We start from the raw sequence: 16,274 nt of genomic DNA, 5'->3' as shown, positions 1-16,274 counted from the left end.
AACAAAGAAGGATGGGAACATGCGTAAAACAATCTTATCACTGCTCGCCTCAGCCGCCCTGGCCGTGGCTCTTCCGGCGGCCGCGCAAGACAAGCCGCTTGCCGGTGAATCGATCACCGTATTGATGCCGTCGCCGCAGGGCCCCGATATCGCCGCCGCGTTCGAAGCTGAAACCGGCATCCATGTCGACCTGCAGACGCTTTCTTGGGACGATATCCGCCCGAAGCTGGTGACGGCACTGGTTGCCGGCACGGCACCGGCCGACGTGACCGAGTTCGACTGGTCCTGGACGGGTCAATTCGCAGCAGCCGACTGGTATATGCCGCTTAACGATGTGATTGACGCGGATTCCACCAAGGACATCGGCGTTGCCAAGATCTTCACGGTCGATGGAAAGCTGCTTGGCGTCCCCTATTCGAACGACTTCCGCGTGATGCTCATCAACAAGAAGCATTTCGCGGATGCCGGCATCACCGAGACGCCGAAGACGCTCGACCAGCTGGTGGCAGCGGTCAAGAAGATCAAGGAAAAGGGCATCGCCACCTATCCGATCGGCCTGCCGGTCTCGGCGACAGAGGGTGCCTCGACGAGCTGGTACCTGCTGACCAAGGCATTTGGCGGCGAGCTGTTCGACAAGGATTTCAACCCGCTCTTCACCAAGCCCGATTCCGCCGGCTACAAGGCGCTGGCCTTCGAACTGATGCTGCTCAAGGAAGGCCTGGTCGATCCGGCTTCCACCGGTCTCAAGGATAGCCAGATCAACGAGGGAATGTTCTCCCAGGGTCTGACCAGCATCATGATCTCGGGCGAACCCGGCCGTCTCGGACAGATGAACGATCCGAAGCAGTCCAAGGTCGCCGGTCAGGTCGAGGCGATCCTAGTTCCGACCGAAAGCGGCGAGACCCGCAGCTTCGGCCTGCCGGAGGCGCTTGCCATCCCCAACGTCTCGCCCAACAAGGAAGCGGCTGTTGCCTTCGTCAAGTGGTTCACGAGCCGCGAGTTCCAGAAGAAGAACATGGCGAACGGCTTCCTGCCGACCCGCACCTCGGCACTGGCCGAGCTCAACTCGGAAGGCAAGCTGAACAGCGGCGATGCACTCGTCGCGCAGTCTAAGACGGTCGAGGCGCTGTTCCCGCAGGGCACGCCTCCGTGGTACCCGCAGTTCTCCAGCGGCGTAAACACCGCAATCAACAGCGCTGCCAAGGGTCAGATGAGCGTTGACCAGGCAGTCGAAAGTATTGCCTACGCCGCCAAGCAGGCGATGGCGCAATGACTGCTGTCGCCTATAAGGAGACCGCAGGCAAGAAGGGTGTCGGCTTGAATGCCGACACCACTCTCGGCGTGCTGCTGGTGTCCCCCATTCTCATCACCATGACGGCGCTCGTTTTCTATCCGATGGCGCGAACTCTTTGGGACAGCCTTCACCGGGTTAATCCGATGCAGGCCGGCACGCCCTTCGTCGGCCTGGAAAACTACACGCGCATGCTGTCGGACGCGCAGCTCGGCACGACCTGGGTCAACACGCTCATCTATGTCGTGCTGGCAGTGCTTGCGGAAACGGTCTTCGGCGTGCTCGCCGCCTCGCTGATCAATCAGCTGAAAGTTGGCCGGCAGTGGGTTCTCGCGGCGGTGATCCTCCCTTGGGCGCTTCCCGGTGTCGTCAACTCCGTGATCTGGCTATGGATCTATCAGCCTGGCGCGGGCCTGCTGAACGGCATCCTCACCTCGCTCGGCCTTCCCTTCGAAAACCACGTCTGGTTCAACGATCGGACGAGCGCGATCATTGCCGTCACCGTCGTGCATGTCTGGCGCATGATGCCGCTGACGATCGTCATCGTCCTCGCGGCGATGCAGAGCATTCCCTCGCATCTTTATGAGGCGGCACGCATCGATGGCGCAACGCGCCCACAGATGTTCGCGCTGGTCACGCTTCCGCTTGTTCGCAGCGCGATCGCGGTTGCCATGACCAACGCCACGGTCAACGCCTTCAACCTCTTCGACGAAGCCTGGGTTCTTGCTGGATCCAGTCTCGAGACGCGGCCGATCCTCGTGCAGATCTATCTGGAGACCTTCCAGAACTTGCGATTCTCATACGGCATGGCTCTTTCTGTCGTCATCACCTTCGTCTCGCTTCTCGTCTCGCTCATTTACGTCCTTCGGGTCTATCGCAACACACGGTTCGACTGATGAAACCCACCCTTCTCTATCGCCTGATGATATGGATCGGCGTCGTCGTGCTCTTGATCTGGTCGCTCGGTCCGATCTACTGGACCGTCGCCAGTTCGGTGACGCCGACGGATGACTTCTCCGTCCGGCCAATTCACTTCTTCCCGCAACATTTCACCCTGGATCACTACTCGCGTCTGCTCGGCATCAACGTCGATCGCATCGGCGGCGTCGAAGTATGGCGGCAGTTTCGCGCAGCGCTGTTGAACAGCGTCGTCACCTCGGCGGCCGCGACGCTCCTTTGTGTGGCCATTTCCGCACTGGGCGCCTACGCCTTCACCCGGATACGCTTCCCCGGCCGCAACGCGCTCTTCGGCCTTGTGGTCGCGACGCTGGCGATCCCGGCCTATGCGGTGCTGATCCCGCTCTACCAGATCATGATCAAGATGCATCTCGTCGATACCTATGTCGGCGTCGCCCTGATCTACGTCTCGGCTTACCTGCCGCTCTCGCTATGGCTGCTGCGCAGCGTCTTCGAGGCCCTGCCTCTGGCGCTGGAGGAAGCCGCGCAGCTCGATGGTGCGGGACGTCTCTACATCTTCTTCAACATCGTACTGCCGCTGGCCGGTCCCGGTCTGACTGCCGCTGCGATCCTCACCTTCCTCGGCGCCTGGGGGCAATATCTCGTGCCCCTCATCTTCTCGCCGCAGGCGACCAAGCCACTGACTGTTCTCATTCCCGAGTTCGTCACGAAAAACTTCATCGACTACGGGCTGATCACGGCCAGCGGCTCCATCGCGATCGTCATCCCCGCCCTCGTCGTCATCTTCCTCAACCGATACCTCGTCAGCGGTCTGCTGGCCGGCTCGGTCAAGTAATCGGAGTCACCATGAACACGACCGAAAAAGTCATCCGCGAGCAGTTTACCTTCTGGGAGAAGGCGCTGGGCTCAAACACCGCGATCACGCGCGACGACGTGCTCGTCTATGTTGGCTGCGGAACATCTTACTACCTCGCCATGTCGCTCGCGGCCTACGCGAACAATGCCGGCCGTCGTGCAATCGCCGTCCCCGGCGCCGAATGGCTCAATCGCCCATCATTCTTCTGGCCGGACTGGAAGAACACGCATGTCGTCGCAATATCGCGCAGCGGCGAAACGACCGAGACAGTAGCTGCCGCCAAAATGAGCCGCGAGAACGACGCCTTCGTCACCGCCCTGACTGTCGAGGCCGAGAGTTCGCTTGCAAAATGCAGCGACGACGTCGTTGCCTCGCCGACCCACAGCGAGGAAGGCATCGTCATGTCGGTCTCGGCCAGCCTCATGCTGCTGCTTGGCCTGCAGATGATCGGCCATAAGATCCCCGCATCGGCCGTGGCATCCGCAAAAAAGCTCGCTGATGCGCTCGACGCTTCGCTCAGCAAACAGGTTCTCGATCGCAGCCATTTCGTTTTTCTCGGCGGCGGACCGCTTTTCGGCATGGCCGCGGAAGGCGCACTGAAGCTTATGGAAATGAGCCAGGTCCTGACCCAGCCCTTCCATCCGCTTGAATATCGCCATGGCCCGATCAGCCTTGTGGACGAGAAAACCGCGGCCGTCATGCTTTACAGCACCGATCAGAAGGATGCCGAAGCCAAACTCGTCGGAGAGCTGCAGGAAAAGGGCGCTATCGTCATCGGCCTCGGCGGACCTGGCGATATCGAACTCGCTGTCGAAGCCGATATTTCGCTCGCCGCACTCGTCATTCTCCCCGCCCTGCAGATGCTCGGTGAGCGTGTCGCGCAATCGAGAGGCATAGACACGGTATCGCCGCGACACCTGACCAAGGTTGTCACGCTGGTATGAGCGACCCTCTTGATCATAATCGTGAGAGCGCGCTCTCCAAGCTTTTCGGCGCGCGCCAACAACCCTTGCCGCGCGGCATAACGTCGGTCTGCTCGGCTCATCCGCTCGTGATCGAGGCCGCCTTGCGGCGGGCGGCGCGGGAAGGCACCGTGGTCCTCATCGAGGCCACCTGCAACCAGGTCAATCAGGAAGGCGGCTACACGGGCATGACCCCGGCAGCCTTCCGGCAGTTCATTGAGCGGATCGCCACAGAGGTCGGTTTCCCGCTGGAGAGGATCATCCTCGGCGGCGATCATCTTGGTCCCAATCCCTGGAAGAAGCTGGGTGCGGACGAAGCCATGGCTCGAGCCGAGGCAATGGTCGCGGCTTATGTCGAAGCAGGCTTCGAGAAGCTGCATCTCGACACGTCGATGGGATGCGCTGGGGAACCGGCGGCGCTCGACGACGAAGTGACTGCCGAAAGGGCGGCACGTCTGGCAAGGGTCGCGGAAGATACGGCACGCCGGATCGGGCAACGGCCTCCGGTGTATATCATCGGCACGGAGGTCCCTCCTCCCGGCGGCGCGACGCATGCGATCGAGGAGCTTGAGGTCACCTCTCCCGACGCCGCCCTGAAGACGCTCGCCATCCACACATCGGCTTTCGAGAAGGCCGGCGCCGGAGCGGCCATGGACCGCGTGATCGGGATCGTCGTCCAACCGGGCGTCGAGTTCGGAAATGCGAATGTCGTCCTTTACAAGCCAGACCACGCCCGGGGATTGGCATCGTCGCTTTCCCGAATGCCGAGACTCCTCTTCGAGGCCCACTCGACGGACTATCAGACCGTTGCCGAGCTTTCGGCTCTTGTCGATGGCGGTTTCGCCATCCTGAAAGTTGGTCCCGGCTTGACCTTCGCGCTACGCGAGGCGCTTTACGGGCTTGATGCCATCAGGCAGGTACTTGATGGCGCGTCGGATAGCCTCCACGCCGAGATGGAAGCGATCATGTTGAGCCAGCCGCAGCATTGGGCGGGTCACTACACAGGGTCTGCCAAGGAAATGCGGCTTCAGCGCCACTTCAGCTACAGCGACCGTATCCGCTACTATTGGCCCGACAGGCAGGCTGCCGGCGCGGTGGAAGCCTTGATGGCAGCGCTTCCCGATCCGATCCCGGAAACGCTGATCAGCCAGTATCTCGCTCGTGTTTATCCTGACGTCGTGACAGGACGCGTGGCGCCACGAGCTCGCGATCTTTGCCTCGCCGCAATCGATGCGGCGCTCGCGCCCTATTCCACGGCCACGGCCAGCCAGTAAATTTCAAGTGGTGCGGGAGGCTGCCGGTACGGCGGCCGCACGTCACACAGTTTCAGTCGGAGAGAATTATGGCGTCAGTCAGCGTCGCGAATGCCCGCAAGAACTACGGTCACCTGGAAATCCTTCATGGGGTCGATATCGACATCCAGGACGGCGAGTTCGTCATTCTTGTCGGTCCCTCGGGCTGCGGCAAATCCACCCTTCTGCGGATGATCGCAGGCCTGGAGGAGATTTCCGGTGGGCGCATCTCGATCGGCGGGCGTGTCGTCAACGACGTCGCCCCGAAAGAGCGCGACATCGCCATGGTGTTCCAGTCTTATGCTCTTTATCCGCATATGACGGTGGAGGCCAACATGGGCTTTTCCCTGAGGTTGGCGAAGGCACCGAAAGAAGAGATCAAGGCACGCGTGCGTGAGGCAGCTCAGATTCTCGGGCTGGAAAAACTGCTCGACCGCCATCCACGAAACCTGTCCGGCGGCCAGCGCCAACGCGTTGCCATGGGGCGCGCTATCGTTCGCCAGCCGCAGGTTTTCCTGTTTGACGAGCCATTGTCCAACCTGGATGCCAAGCTGCGCGTCCAGATGCGCTCGGAAATCAAGCAACTGCACCAGCGCCTCAAAACCACCACCATCTACGTTACGCATGACCAGATCGAAGCGATGACCATGGCAGACAAGATCGTCGTCATGCGCGATGGTCATGTGGAGCAGATCGGATCGCCGCTCGACCTCTACGACAGCCCGGCCAACCTCTTCGTCGCCGGCTTCATCGGTTCGCCGGGGATGAATTTCATCAAAGGCCAGATCAGTGCCGAAGGTCCAGTCGAGTTTATCGCGAATGGAGGCGCGAGGCTGCCCATCCCCTCCGATGTTCCAGTCACTCGCGGCCAGCAGGTCATCTATGGCATCCGCCCGGAACATCTGACGATCAACCAGGGTGGCGCGCAGGCTAACGTAACCTTGATCGAACCAACCGGCGCTGAAACGCAGATCACGGCCGGCCTTGGCGACGTGCAGATCGTGGCAACCGTCCGAGACCGTCTTGCGCTGCACGCTGGCGACTCGATATCAATCGCGCCAGACCTGACCAAAGTGCAACTCTTCGATGCAGTTGCTGAGAAGGCGTTGAGAGTGTGATGGGACCGACTGACTGTGACCAGCGATAAGCCGTTGCAGCGGCGGTTGACGCTAGCGCAACAGGCGCCCCCTCATCGTCGATCCGTGCGAGACCTTTGGATTTTGACAAAGTTTGCCAATATCAGTAATTTAGATCGGACAGACGGAGGCTAGCTATGGCGACGATGAATGTTTCTCTCCCTGACCCGATGAAGGACTGGGTCGAGGCGCAAACCAAAACTGGGCGATACTCCAATGCCAGCGACTACGTGCGGGATCTGATCAGGCGGGACCAGTCGCGCAATGACAAGATTGCCGCCATGCAGCGCTTCGTCGATGACGGGCTTGAAAGTGGCGTCGGTACTCGATCTAAAGACCAACTCTTTGCCGAAGCTATGGCTCGCGCCAGCAACTCATGAGTTTCAAGCTCTCAGTCGAGGCAGAAGAAGACATTATTGCAATCGCGGAGCAAGGCGTTCGCTTGTTCGGGCTCACACAGGCGCGGCGTTATCACGATGATCTCTACGGCCTATTGGATCTGATCGCGGGCAATCCGCTTATCGCCCGCGAAAGAGACGAAATCCATCCACCGATTAGAGTTCATCCTTTCAAGGCTCATCTCGTCGTTTATCGGATCGAGGACGACGAATCGATTCTGATTATCCGAATTCGACACGGTCACGAAGATTGGGCAAACGATGCATTCTAGCGCAGCGTCCGTAGGTCCTTGTGCCGTTTCAGACTTACCCGGCGCTTAAAAGAAAGAGCCAATGACTTTGGCCATAGGCACCGTGAAGTGACTATCCAACCTTGGCTACGCAGACATGCCTCCCGCCAGTCGGCGCCTTACTTGAAACCCTCTTCGAGCTGACACCAGATTGCAAGCAAGGGCTGAGGTCTATCGCCAGTGGGAGGGATGGCAGACACTTTAGCGTTTACACTTCGCGAAGTCGAGGTGTGCCTGGTAGCACGCACAAAGCCAGCGTATATATCAGCCTTATATTGTTGATATGATTTGTGTTGCTGTGCTGAGCCGCTCATCCTTCCTCTTTAGGGAGGCAGGCAAATGCAGAAAAGTCACGCACGAAACGCAGGGTCGCGACTACTTCGAAACACCCAACGGATGATCGAGCGTGCGGAGCCGACCTTCGCGGCTGCCTATCGTGCCGGGGTCATGGGGCTAAGCGCCAAATCGACGGAACGGCGCCTCGTCAGTGTCTCCGGGCAAGATCAGGCGCCGCGCGAGGTCGTCGACTTCGTTCGGTGCTCCTATCTCGGTCTCGACAATCATCCTTCCATCATTTCAGGCGCGATCGAGGCCGTTGCCGACTATGGATCCCTCCATTGGTCCTGTGCCCGAACGCGCCTGAATTTCAAATTGCTCGCTGATCTTGAGGACAACCTTTCCGACCTCTTCCGGGCCCACGTCATCACCTTCTCGACCGTCCTTGCGGCCAATTTGAGTGCGCTTCCGATCCTGGCTTCGGGGCACCTTACCGATGGAAACAAGCCGCTCATCGTGTTCGACCGCCTTGCGCATGCGACGTTGGCTGCGCACAAGCCCCTCGTTGCCGCTGAAACCGAAATCCTCACCATCGACCATAATGACATCGAAAAGTTAGAGGAGATATGCAGGGCAAATCCGTTGGTCGCATTCGTGTGCGATGGGCTATATTCCATGGGCGGAGCAGCGCCCGTCGAGGAACTCGTAAGGCTCCAGCGTCAGTATGGCTTGTTCCTCTACATCGACGACGCTCACGGAGTATCGCTGTTCGGGCGCTCCGGTGAGGGCTACGCTCGTTCGATCATTGGGGAGGAATTCGGCGAACGCACCATTATCGCCGCGTCGCTGGGCAAGGGCTTCGGTGCATCCGGGGCGCTTTTGATGCTCGGATCGCAACGGCACGAGGATCTGTTTCGGCGTTTCGCGCTGGCGTTCGCATTCTCCGTACCGGTCAACCTCGCCGGCGTCGGTGGTGCGATCGCCTCGGCAAATCTTCATCGCACCCCGGAACTTGCCAATCGTCAGATGGCATTGAAAGAACGCATAGAGAAGTTCGACGCTGCAGTTTCGACGAAACAAGCCGGCCTTCCGTTCCCGATCCGGACAATCACACTGGGAGACGAACATGTGGCAATCAGGTCTGCGCGCCGCCTGCTTGATCGTGGTTTTTACACCTCGGCCATTTTCTTCCCTACGGTCGCGACGGGTCGCGCGGGATTGCGGGTTTGTCCAACTGCCAGTCATCTCCCTGAAGAGATCGATCGGCTCGGTGTTGAGCTGAACGAAATCCTGGCCTCCGGCGCCGACGGTCAGGAGGTTCAAAGATGAAGGTCATGGAGATTTCGTCGGCGATGAATAATCGCGCGCGCCTGGTGATGCCGATGGGGAACACCCGCAGTTCGGCATTCATGACGCCGCATCCGATCTACTTGGCATCGGGTGCTGGCGCATATGTCACAGATGTGGACGGCAATCGCTATTTGGATTTTCAGAACAACTTTACGGCCCTCATTCATGGCCATGGGCATAGCTCCGTCAGCGAGGCTTTGTGCCGTCAGGTACCAATTGGACTGAGCTTCGCGAATCCGACGAAACCGGAGATCGACCTCGCGGAACTCCTTTGCGGCCGTGTTTCGCATTTCGAGCACCTGCGGTTCACGAACACCGGATCGGAAGCTGTGATGATGGCCATCAACGCTGCTCGCGCGCTGACTGGCAGGACGCTCATCGCAAAGTGTGAGGGCGCCTACCACGGTTGCTACGATCCAATCGAGGTCAACGTTTCGGCGCCTCCGATCGAGGATCGGCGTGCGACCCTTCAGCATGACGGCTTGCCCACAACCGTTCGTGACCAGACGATCCCGATACCGTTCAACGACATCGAAAACACCGAACGCGTTCTTTCCGCTTATGGTTCGGAGATCTCAGCGATCGTGGTCGATCCCCTGCCCTCACGGGCGGGCCTGATTTGCGTCTCGCCGGAATACCTTGCCTTTCTCCGGCGATGGACGTCGGCTCATGCGGCGCTACTGATTTCGGACGAGGTCCTGAGCTTCAGACTTGCGTATGCTGGCGCGTTGGGTGACGGGCCGATCCGTCCGGATATTACCGCTTTCGGCAAGATTATCGGCGGTGGTCTTCCGATCGGTGCGGTCGCCGGTTCCGTAGATGTCATGCGCGTGTTTGCGCCCTCGAGTGATCGACCACACGTAGCACACTCGGGCACCTTCACGGCCAATCCGATGAGCATGGTTGCCGGACACGCGGCCATGTCGGCGATGACAGAGAACGAGTTCACGCGCCTGAACGAGCTCGGCGCTGATGCACGATCAGCCCTCAGGGGCGCGCTGCAAAACGTCGGCGTTACCGGCGCCGTGACGGGCGCTGGATCGCTGTTTCGAATTTTCCTCGGTGTCGAGGAGGTCTCAGGTTATGCCGACGCATTCCGGGCCGGATCAGCGGCCGCGCTCGGTGCGGTCGTCCGCGCCATGCAGGATCGAGGCGTCATGATTTCGCAGGTTGGCCTCGGCGCAATTTCGACGCCGATGAAGGTTGACGACATCAACAGGTTGGCCGCCGTGTTCGAGGAAGCCGTGCGAACAGTCGCGGTTTCAGGTCGCTTGGAACCGGATGACATGCCATGAACCTCGAAACCGAACGTCTCTTCATGCGACCGGTGACCGCGCGCGACGCCGAATCCCTTCACCGCCTGCATATGGATCCACTTGTCGTCGAGCTCATCATGCAGGGGAAGCCGCTGACACGCGAGGAATCCGATGCTCGCCTAAGGCTTTATCTCGATGAGTGGGACCGCTTCGCATATGGCTTCTGGATGGTCTACCTCAGGCAAGAGAGCGGCGATCTGAGCTTTGTCGGGCGTGCGGGGCTCCGTCGGTATGACGAAAACGATGTCGAGGTCGGCGTCTGTCTGTTCGGTGCCTTCTCCGGTCAAGGCATTGCCGGAGAAGGCCTGGGTGCGGCGATCGAATTCGCCTTCCGACGCCTGCCTGTTGCACGTCTCGTTTCGGTGGTCCGGCCAACGAATATCCGTTCCCAACGAGCGATGGAAAAATTGGGTTTCACCTTCGTCGGCGTGACCAAGCATCTGGGCACCACATTCCGCTATTACGAACTACAGCGCCCGGCGCCTCCCGCCTTCCTATAGTGGCAGCGCGGCCCGAAACCCCTGTCCTAGAGATCTGCCGCCGAAAATCTTGGTGCGGACAATTGACCCATCAACCTCATGCTCCGGCCAGAAGCGGGACTTGTGATACGGGAAGATCCCTTTCCTGTAGTACCCAACACCAGGCGTCGAGACGAGCATCGGCGTCGCCAACCCCTCAAAATTCATGGTGAAATGGTAGCCGGACTTCACGACCACGAAGTCGAGCGACTTGAGGTCGATCCCCTGGCTTGTGAAGACCGCGGGATCGTGGCTGAAGGCCGGCTTGCTGGTCAGCAATACGGAAATCCGCTCGTCGACCAGGACAATGGCCGCCGGTCCAAGGGAGCTCGCTTCCCCGCCGTGGAATGGCCCAGCAAGCATATAGTCGCCGTCGCTGAGATGAGACACCTGGCCTGCTATCCTGCGCGGTGAAAACCCCGGTGTGATCTGCCCGCCAACATCGAGCGTGATCGTTGCGCCGATCCCGGCTACTTGTGCCCGCACGACGCTGGCAGGATCGGTTATGGTCAGAGCGCCGATGAGGTCGTCGAAGCGATCCAGTACAGCTGTCAGCAATATCGTGCTGTCACCTGGCGCGCCGGCCAGGATCCGGTCGCCCATGTCCGCCATCACATATGGCCTAGCACTAGGTTGCGATCTTACGGTCTCGAATGCGTCATCGATCTCAAGCAGGTCATCGGTAAATTGTTCCCGGTTCTCCCAAAACGCACGGGCCAGATCCTCGGAAAGTCCGGTTGCGAGCGATACAGTTCCGTCGGTCATCACCGTGACAACCTGGCCGATGTCATAATCATCAGCGTAGCGAAAGACATTGTAGATCGATATGTCGACGATCCCTGTTCCGACCGCCGCAAGGGCCCGTGCCTTGGCATGGATTGCCCCGAGTGGGCCGCTTGCGGTCTCGCCGGCGCCCGGCAAAATCATCGGAACACGGGCGCTGACGACCACGGGCTGTAGATGCCCCTGCAGGACCTGAAGTGTCAGCTCCGCCGCGCGTTCACCGCACTCGACGACATCAGCGTGCGGGTTTTCCTTGCAGGCAATACAGATGTCCGTGTTTTCAAGCATGGGGTCGGTCAGATGAGCGTGCAGATCAAGACCGACACCGATCGGGACTTTTGGACCAACGCGTTCTCTGAGGTACGCAAGAAGGTCGCCTTCGACATCCGCGATCTGCGTGGTTGCTGCAGCACCGTGCAGGTCGAGCACGATGGCGTCAGGCTGCGCTTTGTCGATGCGCTCCAACAACTCGTCGCGGATGTCTTCATAGAAGCGATGCTCGATCAGTCCGCTCGGTGGGCCTGAGACGGAGATCAACGGCAGGATGTCCGCGCTGGTACCCTGCAAATGTCTGATGATGCCTCCCAGCGTCGAGCCGGCACACTCAAACACCGCGCTATCGCGTTGGATTTCGAATTGTTCGATGGTTGCGGGTTGCGGGTTCAGGCGATTGGATTCGTGATAGAAGCGGCCGACGGCAATCCGTAGCCTTTTGGTGGGCACGTTCATGGTACCGGTTTCCTTGGTTGCTAGGGGTTAGTGCTGGTTCCATTCGTTCCAGCGTTCGAGGAGCATTTGGTTATTGGCATTGATCCAGTCGGCATCCGGTCTAATCAGCTTGTCGAAGACTTCGGGTGATGTCGGAGACGCAGCCTGTGCTTTCGCGCTCATCGCCTTGGCGGCGGAATATCGAACCGGCGTGCAGGTCAGCGCTTCGCAGACTTTTGCCTGAGCCTCTGGGTGGGCCAGAAAGAACGTCAGGAATTTGAGGGCGGCTGCGCGATGCGGTGCATTGCGAATTAACGCCCATCGGTCGCCAACCAGGAACGCCTGATTCTGGCTCCACGCCAGCGGCTGGCCTTCTTCTTGGAGCGCAGATGCGCGTGTCTGCCAGATCTCACCGGCGACATATTCTCCGGTTCGAAACCCTTGCGTGCTTTGATCGCCCGTCTTCCACCACAGACTGATATGCGGTCGGATCGTATCCAGCTTGGCAAGTGCTCGATCGACATCGAGCGGAAACAGCGCGCTCGGCTCGACGCCGTCGGCCAGTAGAGCCGCTGCCATCACGCGCCACGGATCATTGAAATTGGGCATCGATCGCGGACCAGGAAATCTCTGGACGTCGAAGAATTCGGCCCAACTCTTCAGACCGGCGGGGAATGCGTCGGTGTTGTACGCAAGGAGTGTCGTGCCATAGGCCGACAAAACGCCTGACGGCGCGCAGGCACCGGGTAGGAGATCGTGGTCGTCTTTATAGGCGCGGCAGAATTCCGTCATATCCTCGTTGAGGGATTTGTGCAGTTCGGACGCTGCTTGGATCTCGCCTGCCTGATAGAGGTCCCATTCGACATTGCCGGTCTGCGTCATCGCCTTGATACGCGCGACGTTTTCGGCGCCTGTCCCGGATACGGTGATCACCCGGATCCCGGTCTCCTTCGTAAATGGATCGAAGAATTGCGTCCGCATCGCCTTTTCCCACGTGCCACCGGTGGTCGCGATGACGAGCGTGTCTTCGGCAGTGGCGGCAGCGCCTTCGCCCGTGAGGGCTAGCGTGATCGCGATTGCCAGACCGGGCCCCGCTAGATTTTCGAGAATGTGTCGCATGATCGGTTTTTCCTCCTGTCAAATTTGGCGCGCGGCCTTTTGCTGCTTCTGGAGCAGCGTGAGCCCACCCATCACAAGCAGGGAAACGAGCACCAGCAGGGTCGAGACCGCCGCTACAACGGGGGTGAGATTGAAGTCGATGTCTTCGAACATCTTACGGGTGATGGTTTTCCCCTCGATCCCTGAGAGGAAAAAGGCGACTGTTGCCTCGTCGAAAGAGGCAAGGAATGCAAAGACCGCGCCCGTCATCACACCGGGCAGGATCCCCGGCAGAACGACGCTAACGAATGCTCTTGCCCGGCTGGCGCCGCAGTTCAGTGCGGCAAGCTCCAATGTCGTGTCGAAACGCTGCAGCGAAGCCATGACGGTCAGCACGACGTAGGGAACGGCGAGCATTGTGTGCGCAATCAGAAAGCCAAGGAAATTGCCTGACAGTTTGATCGGCGCAAAGGCGACGAATACCGATACCGCGATGACGATGTGAGGCACGATCATCGGGCTGATGGTGATGGCCTGCAGCAATGCCTTGCCTGGAAGATCGCCCCTGACAAGCGCCAATGCTGCAAGCGTGCCTATAATCGTCGCGGTCACAGTGGTCGACGCCGCGATTTTCAGACTGAAGAGTGTCGCGGCAATCCAGTCCGGGTCCGTGAGGTACTGAAGGTACCACTTCAAAGTCACGCCCTTCGGCGGGAACTCGAGATAGTCGGCCGATCCCAGCGACATCGGAATGACGAGGATGGTGGGCAGGATGAGAAAGAAGAGGAGCATCGCGAGAATGACGACCATTGCAGCGATGTAGAGGTGCTGCAGGCCGAGCATCGGGCGCTGGGTGACGCCGCGGCGCCCATCCCGGCCAAGCTTCGCTTCGCGCTCGGCGAGCGCATAGTTCATATCAGGAGACACCGGCAAATCCTCGATTGAAAGAGAGCGTCTTGCGAAAGATGACGACGAACGCCAGGGTGGAGGCTAGGAGAACCGCCGACAGTGCGCCGGCGAAGGCCCAATCCAGTGTCTCGGTGGTTTGCTGGCCAATCAGGGTCGCCATCAACATCGTTCGTGGGCCACCGACGAGCGCCGGCGTCACGTAAAAGCCAAGAGCGAGAATGAAAGTCATCAGCGATCCGGCAAAGACGCCCGGAAGGCTCAACGGCAGTATGATCCGCCACACCACGCTCGGCCCATTCGCGCCGAGGTTCCTGGCTGCCTGGCTGAGCTCGCCGGGTATTCCCCTGATCGCTGCGAAGATCGGCAGGATCGTGTAGGGAAGGAGGACATGTGTCATCGCCATGATAACCGCGCCTTCGGTGTAGATGAGTTGGAGCGGATGGGTGATCCAGCCAAGATCGAGTAGAAGCTCGTTGACGACCCCCTCGCGCTGGAGGAGCACGATCCATGCATAGGAGCGCACCAGGACCGATGTCCAAAGCGGGACCAGAACGCATGCCGTCGTCACCAACGCCCACTTGCGTGGCAGTTTTGCCATTGCATAGCCAATGGGGTAGCCGAGTATCAGGCTTGCAAGCGTCACGATCGCTGCCACCTCGAATGTGCGCAGCAGCACTGTCAGGTAGAGCGTCGAGTTGAGAAGGCGTCGATAGGTGTCGAGGCCCGGCGCCGGAATGAGGACGCTTCCAAGCAGAAGCTTCCCGACAGGATAGAGAAACCCAAAGCCCATCAGCACCACCAGCGGGGCGATCAGCGTCAAGGACAAAGCATGCGAGTAGCGTTTTCCAGAGCCTGTGCGCGCTGGCAAAGTGAGGGTTTGTGGCTTGGCGGCATCGGTGAGAGTGGTCACTGTCATTGGATCCTCCCCGCGTCGCGTGGATAAAGCCTGACGTCGGCAGGATCGATACTGAGGGTAACCATCTCTCCCTGGGCAAAGAGCGTGGGCCGTGCGCCGGATGGAACATGAACCTCCACCAATGCCCCGCCCTGCCCTTCCATGCGAACGAGAACGAGATGCGCCTGACCGACGAAAATCACGGATTCGACGGTCCCGGTCGGCTGATCCTTGGATGACGCGGGCGAAGTGGTCCGAAGGGCAATCTGCTCGGGGCGGACTGCGACGCGGACGGCGGCGCCAGTTCGAAAATGTGCCAGCTGCGCGCCTGTCGCATCTCGCGACTGAAGCGTCACAGTCTCGGAGACGCGAACGCAGCTAGTCCCCTGATCTGATCCAAGATACTCGCCATCGAGGAAGTTCATCTTGCCGATGAACTCGGCCACGAAAGGGCTCGATGGACGGTGATAAAGGTCGAGCGGCGATCCAACCTGGACCAGGCGGCCGCCGGACATGACGGCAATCCGGTCCGACATGGTCAGGGCTTCTTCCTGGTCATGTGTCACGTAGACAACCGTGACGCCAACGCGATTCTGGATCCGCTTGATCTCGAGTTGCATGGATTCGCGCAGCTTCTTGTCAAGCGCGCTCAGCGGCTCGTCCATCAACAGCACCGGCGGTTCGGCGACCAGCGCGCGAGCCACGGCGACGCGCTGCTGCTGCCCCCCTGACAGTTGATGGGGATAGCGGCTCTCGAAACCGGCAAGCTGGACAAGCCCGAGCATCTCCGATACTCGACAAGCTATATCTTTGGTTGCAGCGCCGCGCATTTTCAGGGGGAAAGCGACATTCTGCGCTACAGTCATATGAGGGAAAAGGGCATATTTCTGGAACACCATGCCCACAGCGCGACGGTTCGGAGCCAGATACGTGATGTCTCGTGATCCAACAGAGATTTGTCCGGTGTTCGGATACTCGAAACCTGCGATCATCATCAGCAGGGTGGTCTTGCCCGAGCCGGATGGACCAAGCAGCGAAATGAACTCCCCCGCTTTCACATCCAGCGATAGATCCTCCACGACCGACTTGCCGGCAAACTGCTTTCCAATACCGGTTAGATTTATAGACTCTCCAATCAACATCGCTCTCCTCCAGTCGAGACGTATCGGTCGCTCAGCAGGCGCTGATCGACGCTTTGAAAGGTTGGAACGGGAATCAAGTCTCACTCGAAAACGCAGCAATCCTGCGCGGATCGCCGACAATGGGTCGGCGATGTCG

At 59.6% G+C, this 16,274-nt stretch carries 16 protein-coding genes; 11 read left to right on the top strand and 5 right to left on the bottom strand.

Annotation, left to right across the window (positions count from 1 at the left end; all coding sequences use genetic code 11):
* The first annotated feature begins 19 nt into the window (after positions 1–19).
* From ACODTZ_RS17075 to ACODTZ_RS17025, 11 genes are all read left to right on the top strand, one after another.
* A complete protein-coding gene (locus tag ACODTZ_RS17075) occupies positions 20–1,273 on the top strand; it encodes an ABC transporter substrate-binding protein (protein WP_489026913.1) in 1,254 nt (417 codons plus the stop codon).
* On the top strand, positions 1,270–2,187 hold the full coding sequence (locus ACODTZ_RS17070; protein ID WP_047510645.1) for a carbohydrate ABC transporter permease: 918 nt from the start codon (positions 1,270–1,272) through the stop codon (positions 2,185–2,187). The genes ACODTZ_RS17075 and ACODTZ_RS17070 overlap by 4 nt, the downstream gene beginning before the upstream one ends.
* Entirely contained in the window at positions 2,187–3,044 is an 858-nt protein-coding gene (locus tag ACODTZ_RS17065) for a carbohydrate ABC transporter permease (protein WP_489026912.1), read from the top strand. The genes ACODTZ_RS17070 and ACODTZ_RS17065 overlap by 1 nt, the downstream gene beginning before the upstream one ends.
* An 11-nt stretch (positions 3,045–3,055) precedes the next feature.
* A complete protein-coding gene (locus ACODTZ_RS17060; protein WP_489026911.1) occupies positions 3,056–4,009 on the top strand; it encodes an SIS domain-containing protein in 954 nt (317 codons plus the stop codon).
* Complete coding sequence (locus ACODTZ_RS17055) at positions 4,006–5,301, top strand: D-tagatose-bisphosphate aldolase, class II, non-catalytic subunit (protein WP_489026910.1); 1,296 nt, start codon at positions 4,006–4,008, stop codon at positions 5,299–5,301. Before ACODTZ_RS17060 ends, ACODTZ_RS17055 begins: the two co-directional genes overlap by 4 nt.
* A 68-nt stretch (positions 5,302–5,369) precedes the next feature.
* Positions 5,370–6,437, top strand: a complete 1,068-nt coding sequence (locus ACODTZ_RS17050) for an ABC transporter ATP-binding protein (protein WP_489026909.1) — start codon at positions 5,370–5,372, stop codon at positions 6,435–6,437.
* 155 nt (positions 6,438–6,592) lie between these two features.
* Positions 6,593–6,835 carry a type II toxin-antitoxin system ParD family antitoxin gene (locus ACODTZ_RS17045; RefSeq protein WP_047510654.1) on the top strand — a complete coding sequence of 81 codons (243 nt, stop codon included), beginning with the start codon at positions 6,593–6,595 and terminating at the stop codon, positions 6,833–6,835.
* Positions 6,832–7,125, top strand: coding sequence for a type II toxin-antitoxin system RelE/ParE family toxin (locus tag ACODTZ_RS17040; protein ID WP_489026908.1), 294 nt, complete (start codon positions 6,832–6,834; stop codon positions 7,123–7,125). Before ACODTZ_RS17045 ends, ACODTZ_RS17040 begins: the two co-directional genes overlap by 4 nt.
* A 357-nt stretch (positions 7,126–7,482) precedes the next feature.
* Positions 7,483–8,748: an aminotransferase class I/II-fold pyridoxal phosphate-dependent enzyme gene (locus ACODTZ_RS17035; protein ID WP_489026907.1), complete on the top strand. Its 1,266-nt coding sequence runs from the start codon at positions 7,483–7,485 to the stop codon at positions 8,746–8,748.
* On the top strand, positions 8,745–10,064 hold the full coding sequence (locus ACODTZ_RS17030; RefSeq protein WP_489026906.1) for an aspartate aminotransferase family protein: 1,320 nt from the start codon (positions 8,745–8,747) through the stop codon (positions 10,062–10,064). The genes ACODTZ_RS17035 and ACODTZ_RS17030 overlap by 4 nt, the downstream gene beginning before the upstream one ends.
* Positions 10,061–10,585, top strand: coding sequence for a GNAT family N-acetyltransferase (locus ACODTZ_RS17025; protein WP_489026905.1), 525 nt, complete (start codon positions 10,061–10,063; stop codon positions 10,583–10,585). The genes ACODTZ_RS17030 and ACODTZ_RS17025 overlap by 4 nt, the downstream gene beginning before the upstream one ends.
* Here the strand turns inward: ACODTZ_RS17025 and ACODTZ_RS17020 are convergent.
* The 5 genes from ACODTZ_RS17020 to ACODTZ_RS17000 all read right to left on the bottom strand — a co-directional run bounded on the left by ACODTZ_RS17020 (position 10,580) and on the right by ACODTZ_RS17000 (position 16,135).
* Positions 10,580–12,115, bottom strand: coding sequence for a M81 family metallopeptidase (locus ACODTZ_RS17020; protein ID WP_047510661.1), 1,536 nt, complete (start codon positions 12,113–12,115; stop codon positions 10,580–10,582). The two genes, ACODTZ_RS17025 and ACODTZ_RS17020, sit on opposite strands and share 6 nt — an antisense overlap.
* Positions 12,116–12,142: 27 nt before the next feature.
* On the bottom strand, positions 12,143–13,213 hold the full coding sequence (locus ACODTZ_RS17015; RefSeq protein ID WP_489026904.1) for an ABC transporter substrate-binding protein: 1,071 nt from the start codon (positions 13,211–13,213) through the stop codon (positions 12,143–12,145).
* An 18-nt stretch (positions 13,214–13,231) separates the two neighbouring features.
* Positions 13,232–14,035 carry an ABC transporter permease gene (locus ACODTZ_RS17010; protein ID WP_489027027.1) on the bottom strand — a complete coding sequence of 268 codons (804 nt, stop codon included), beginning with the start codon at positions 14,033–14,035 and terminating at the stop codon, positions 13,232–13,234.
* A 73-nt stretch (positions 14,036–14,108) separates the two neighbouring features.
* Positions 14,109–15,017 carry an ABC transporter permease gene (locus tag ACODTZ_RS17005; protein WP_489026903.1) on the bottom strand — a complete coding sequence of 303 codons (909 nt, stop codon included), beginning with the start codon at positions 15,015–15,017 and terminating at the stop codon, positions 14,109–14,111.
* Positions 15,014–16,135 (bottom strand): ABC transporter ATP-binding protein, encoded by a 1,122-nt coding sequence (locus ACODTZ_RS17000; protein ID WP_489027026.1) that lies wholly within the window; start codon positions 16,133–16,135, stop codon positions 15,014–15,016. The genes ACODTZ_RS17005 and ACODTZ_RS17000 overlap by 4 nt, the downstream gene beginning before the upstream one ends.
* Positions 16,136–16,274: the final 139 nt, after the last annotated feature.

The sequence above is a fragment of the Rhizobium sp. FG113 genome (genome assembly GCF_057809895.1).
The sequence above is the reverse complement of the archived record's forward strand: the minus strand, read 5'-3'. Positions and strand labels throughout refer to the sequence as shown.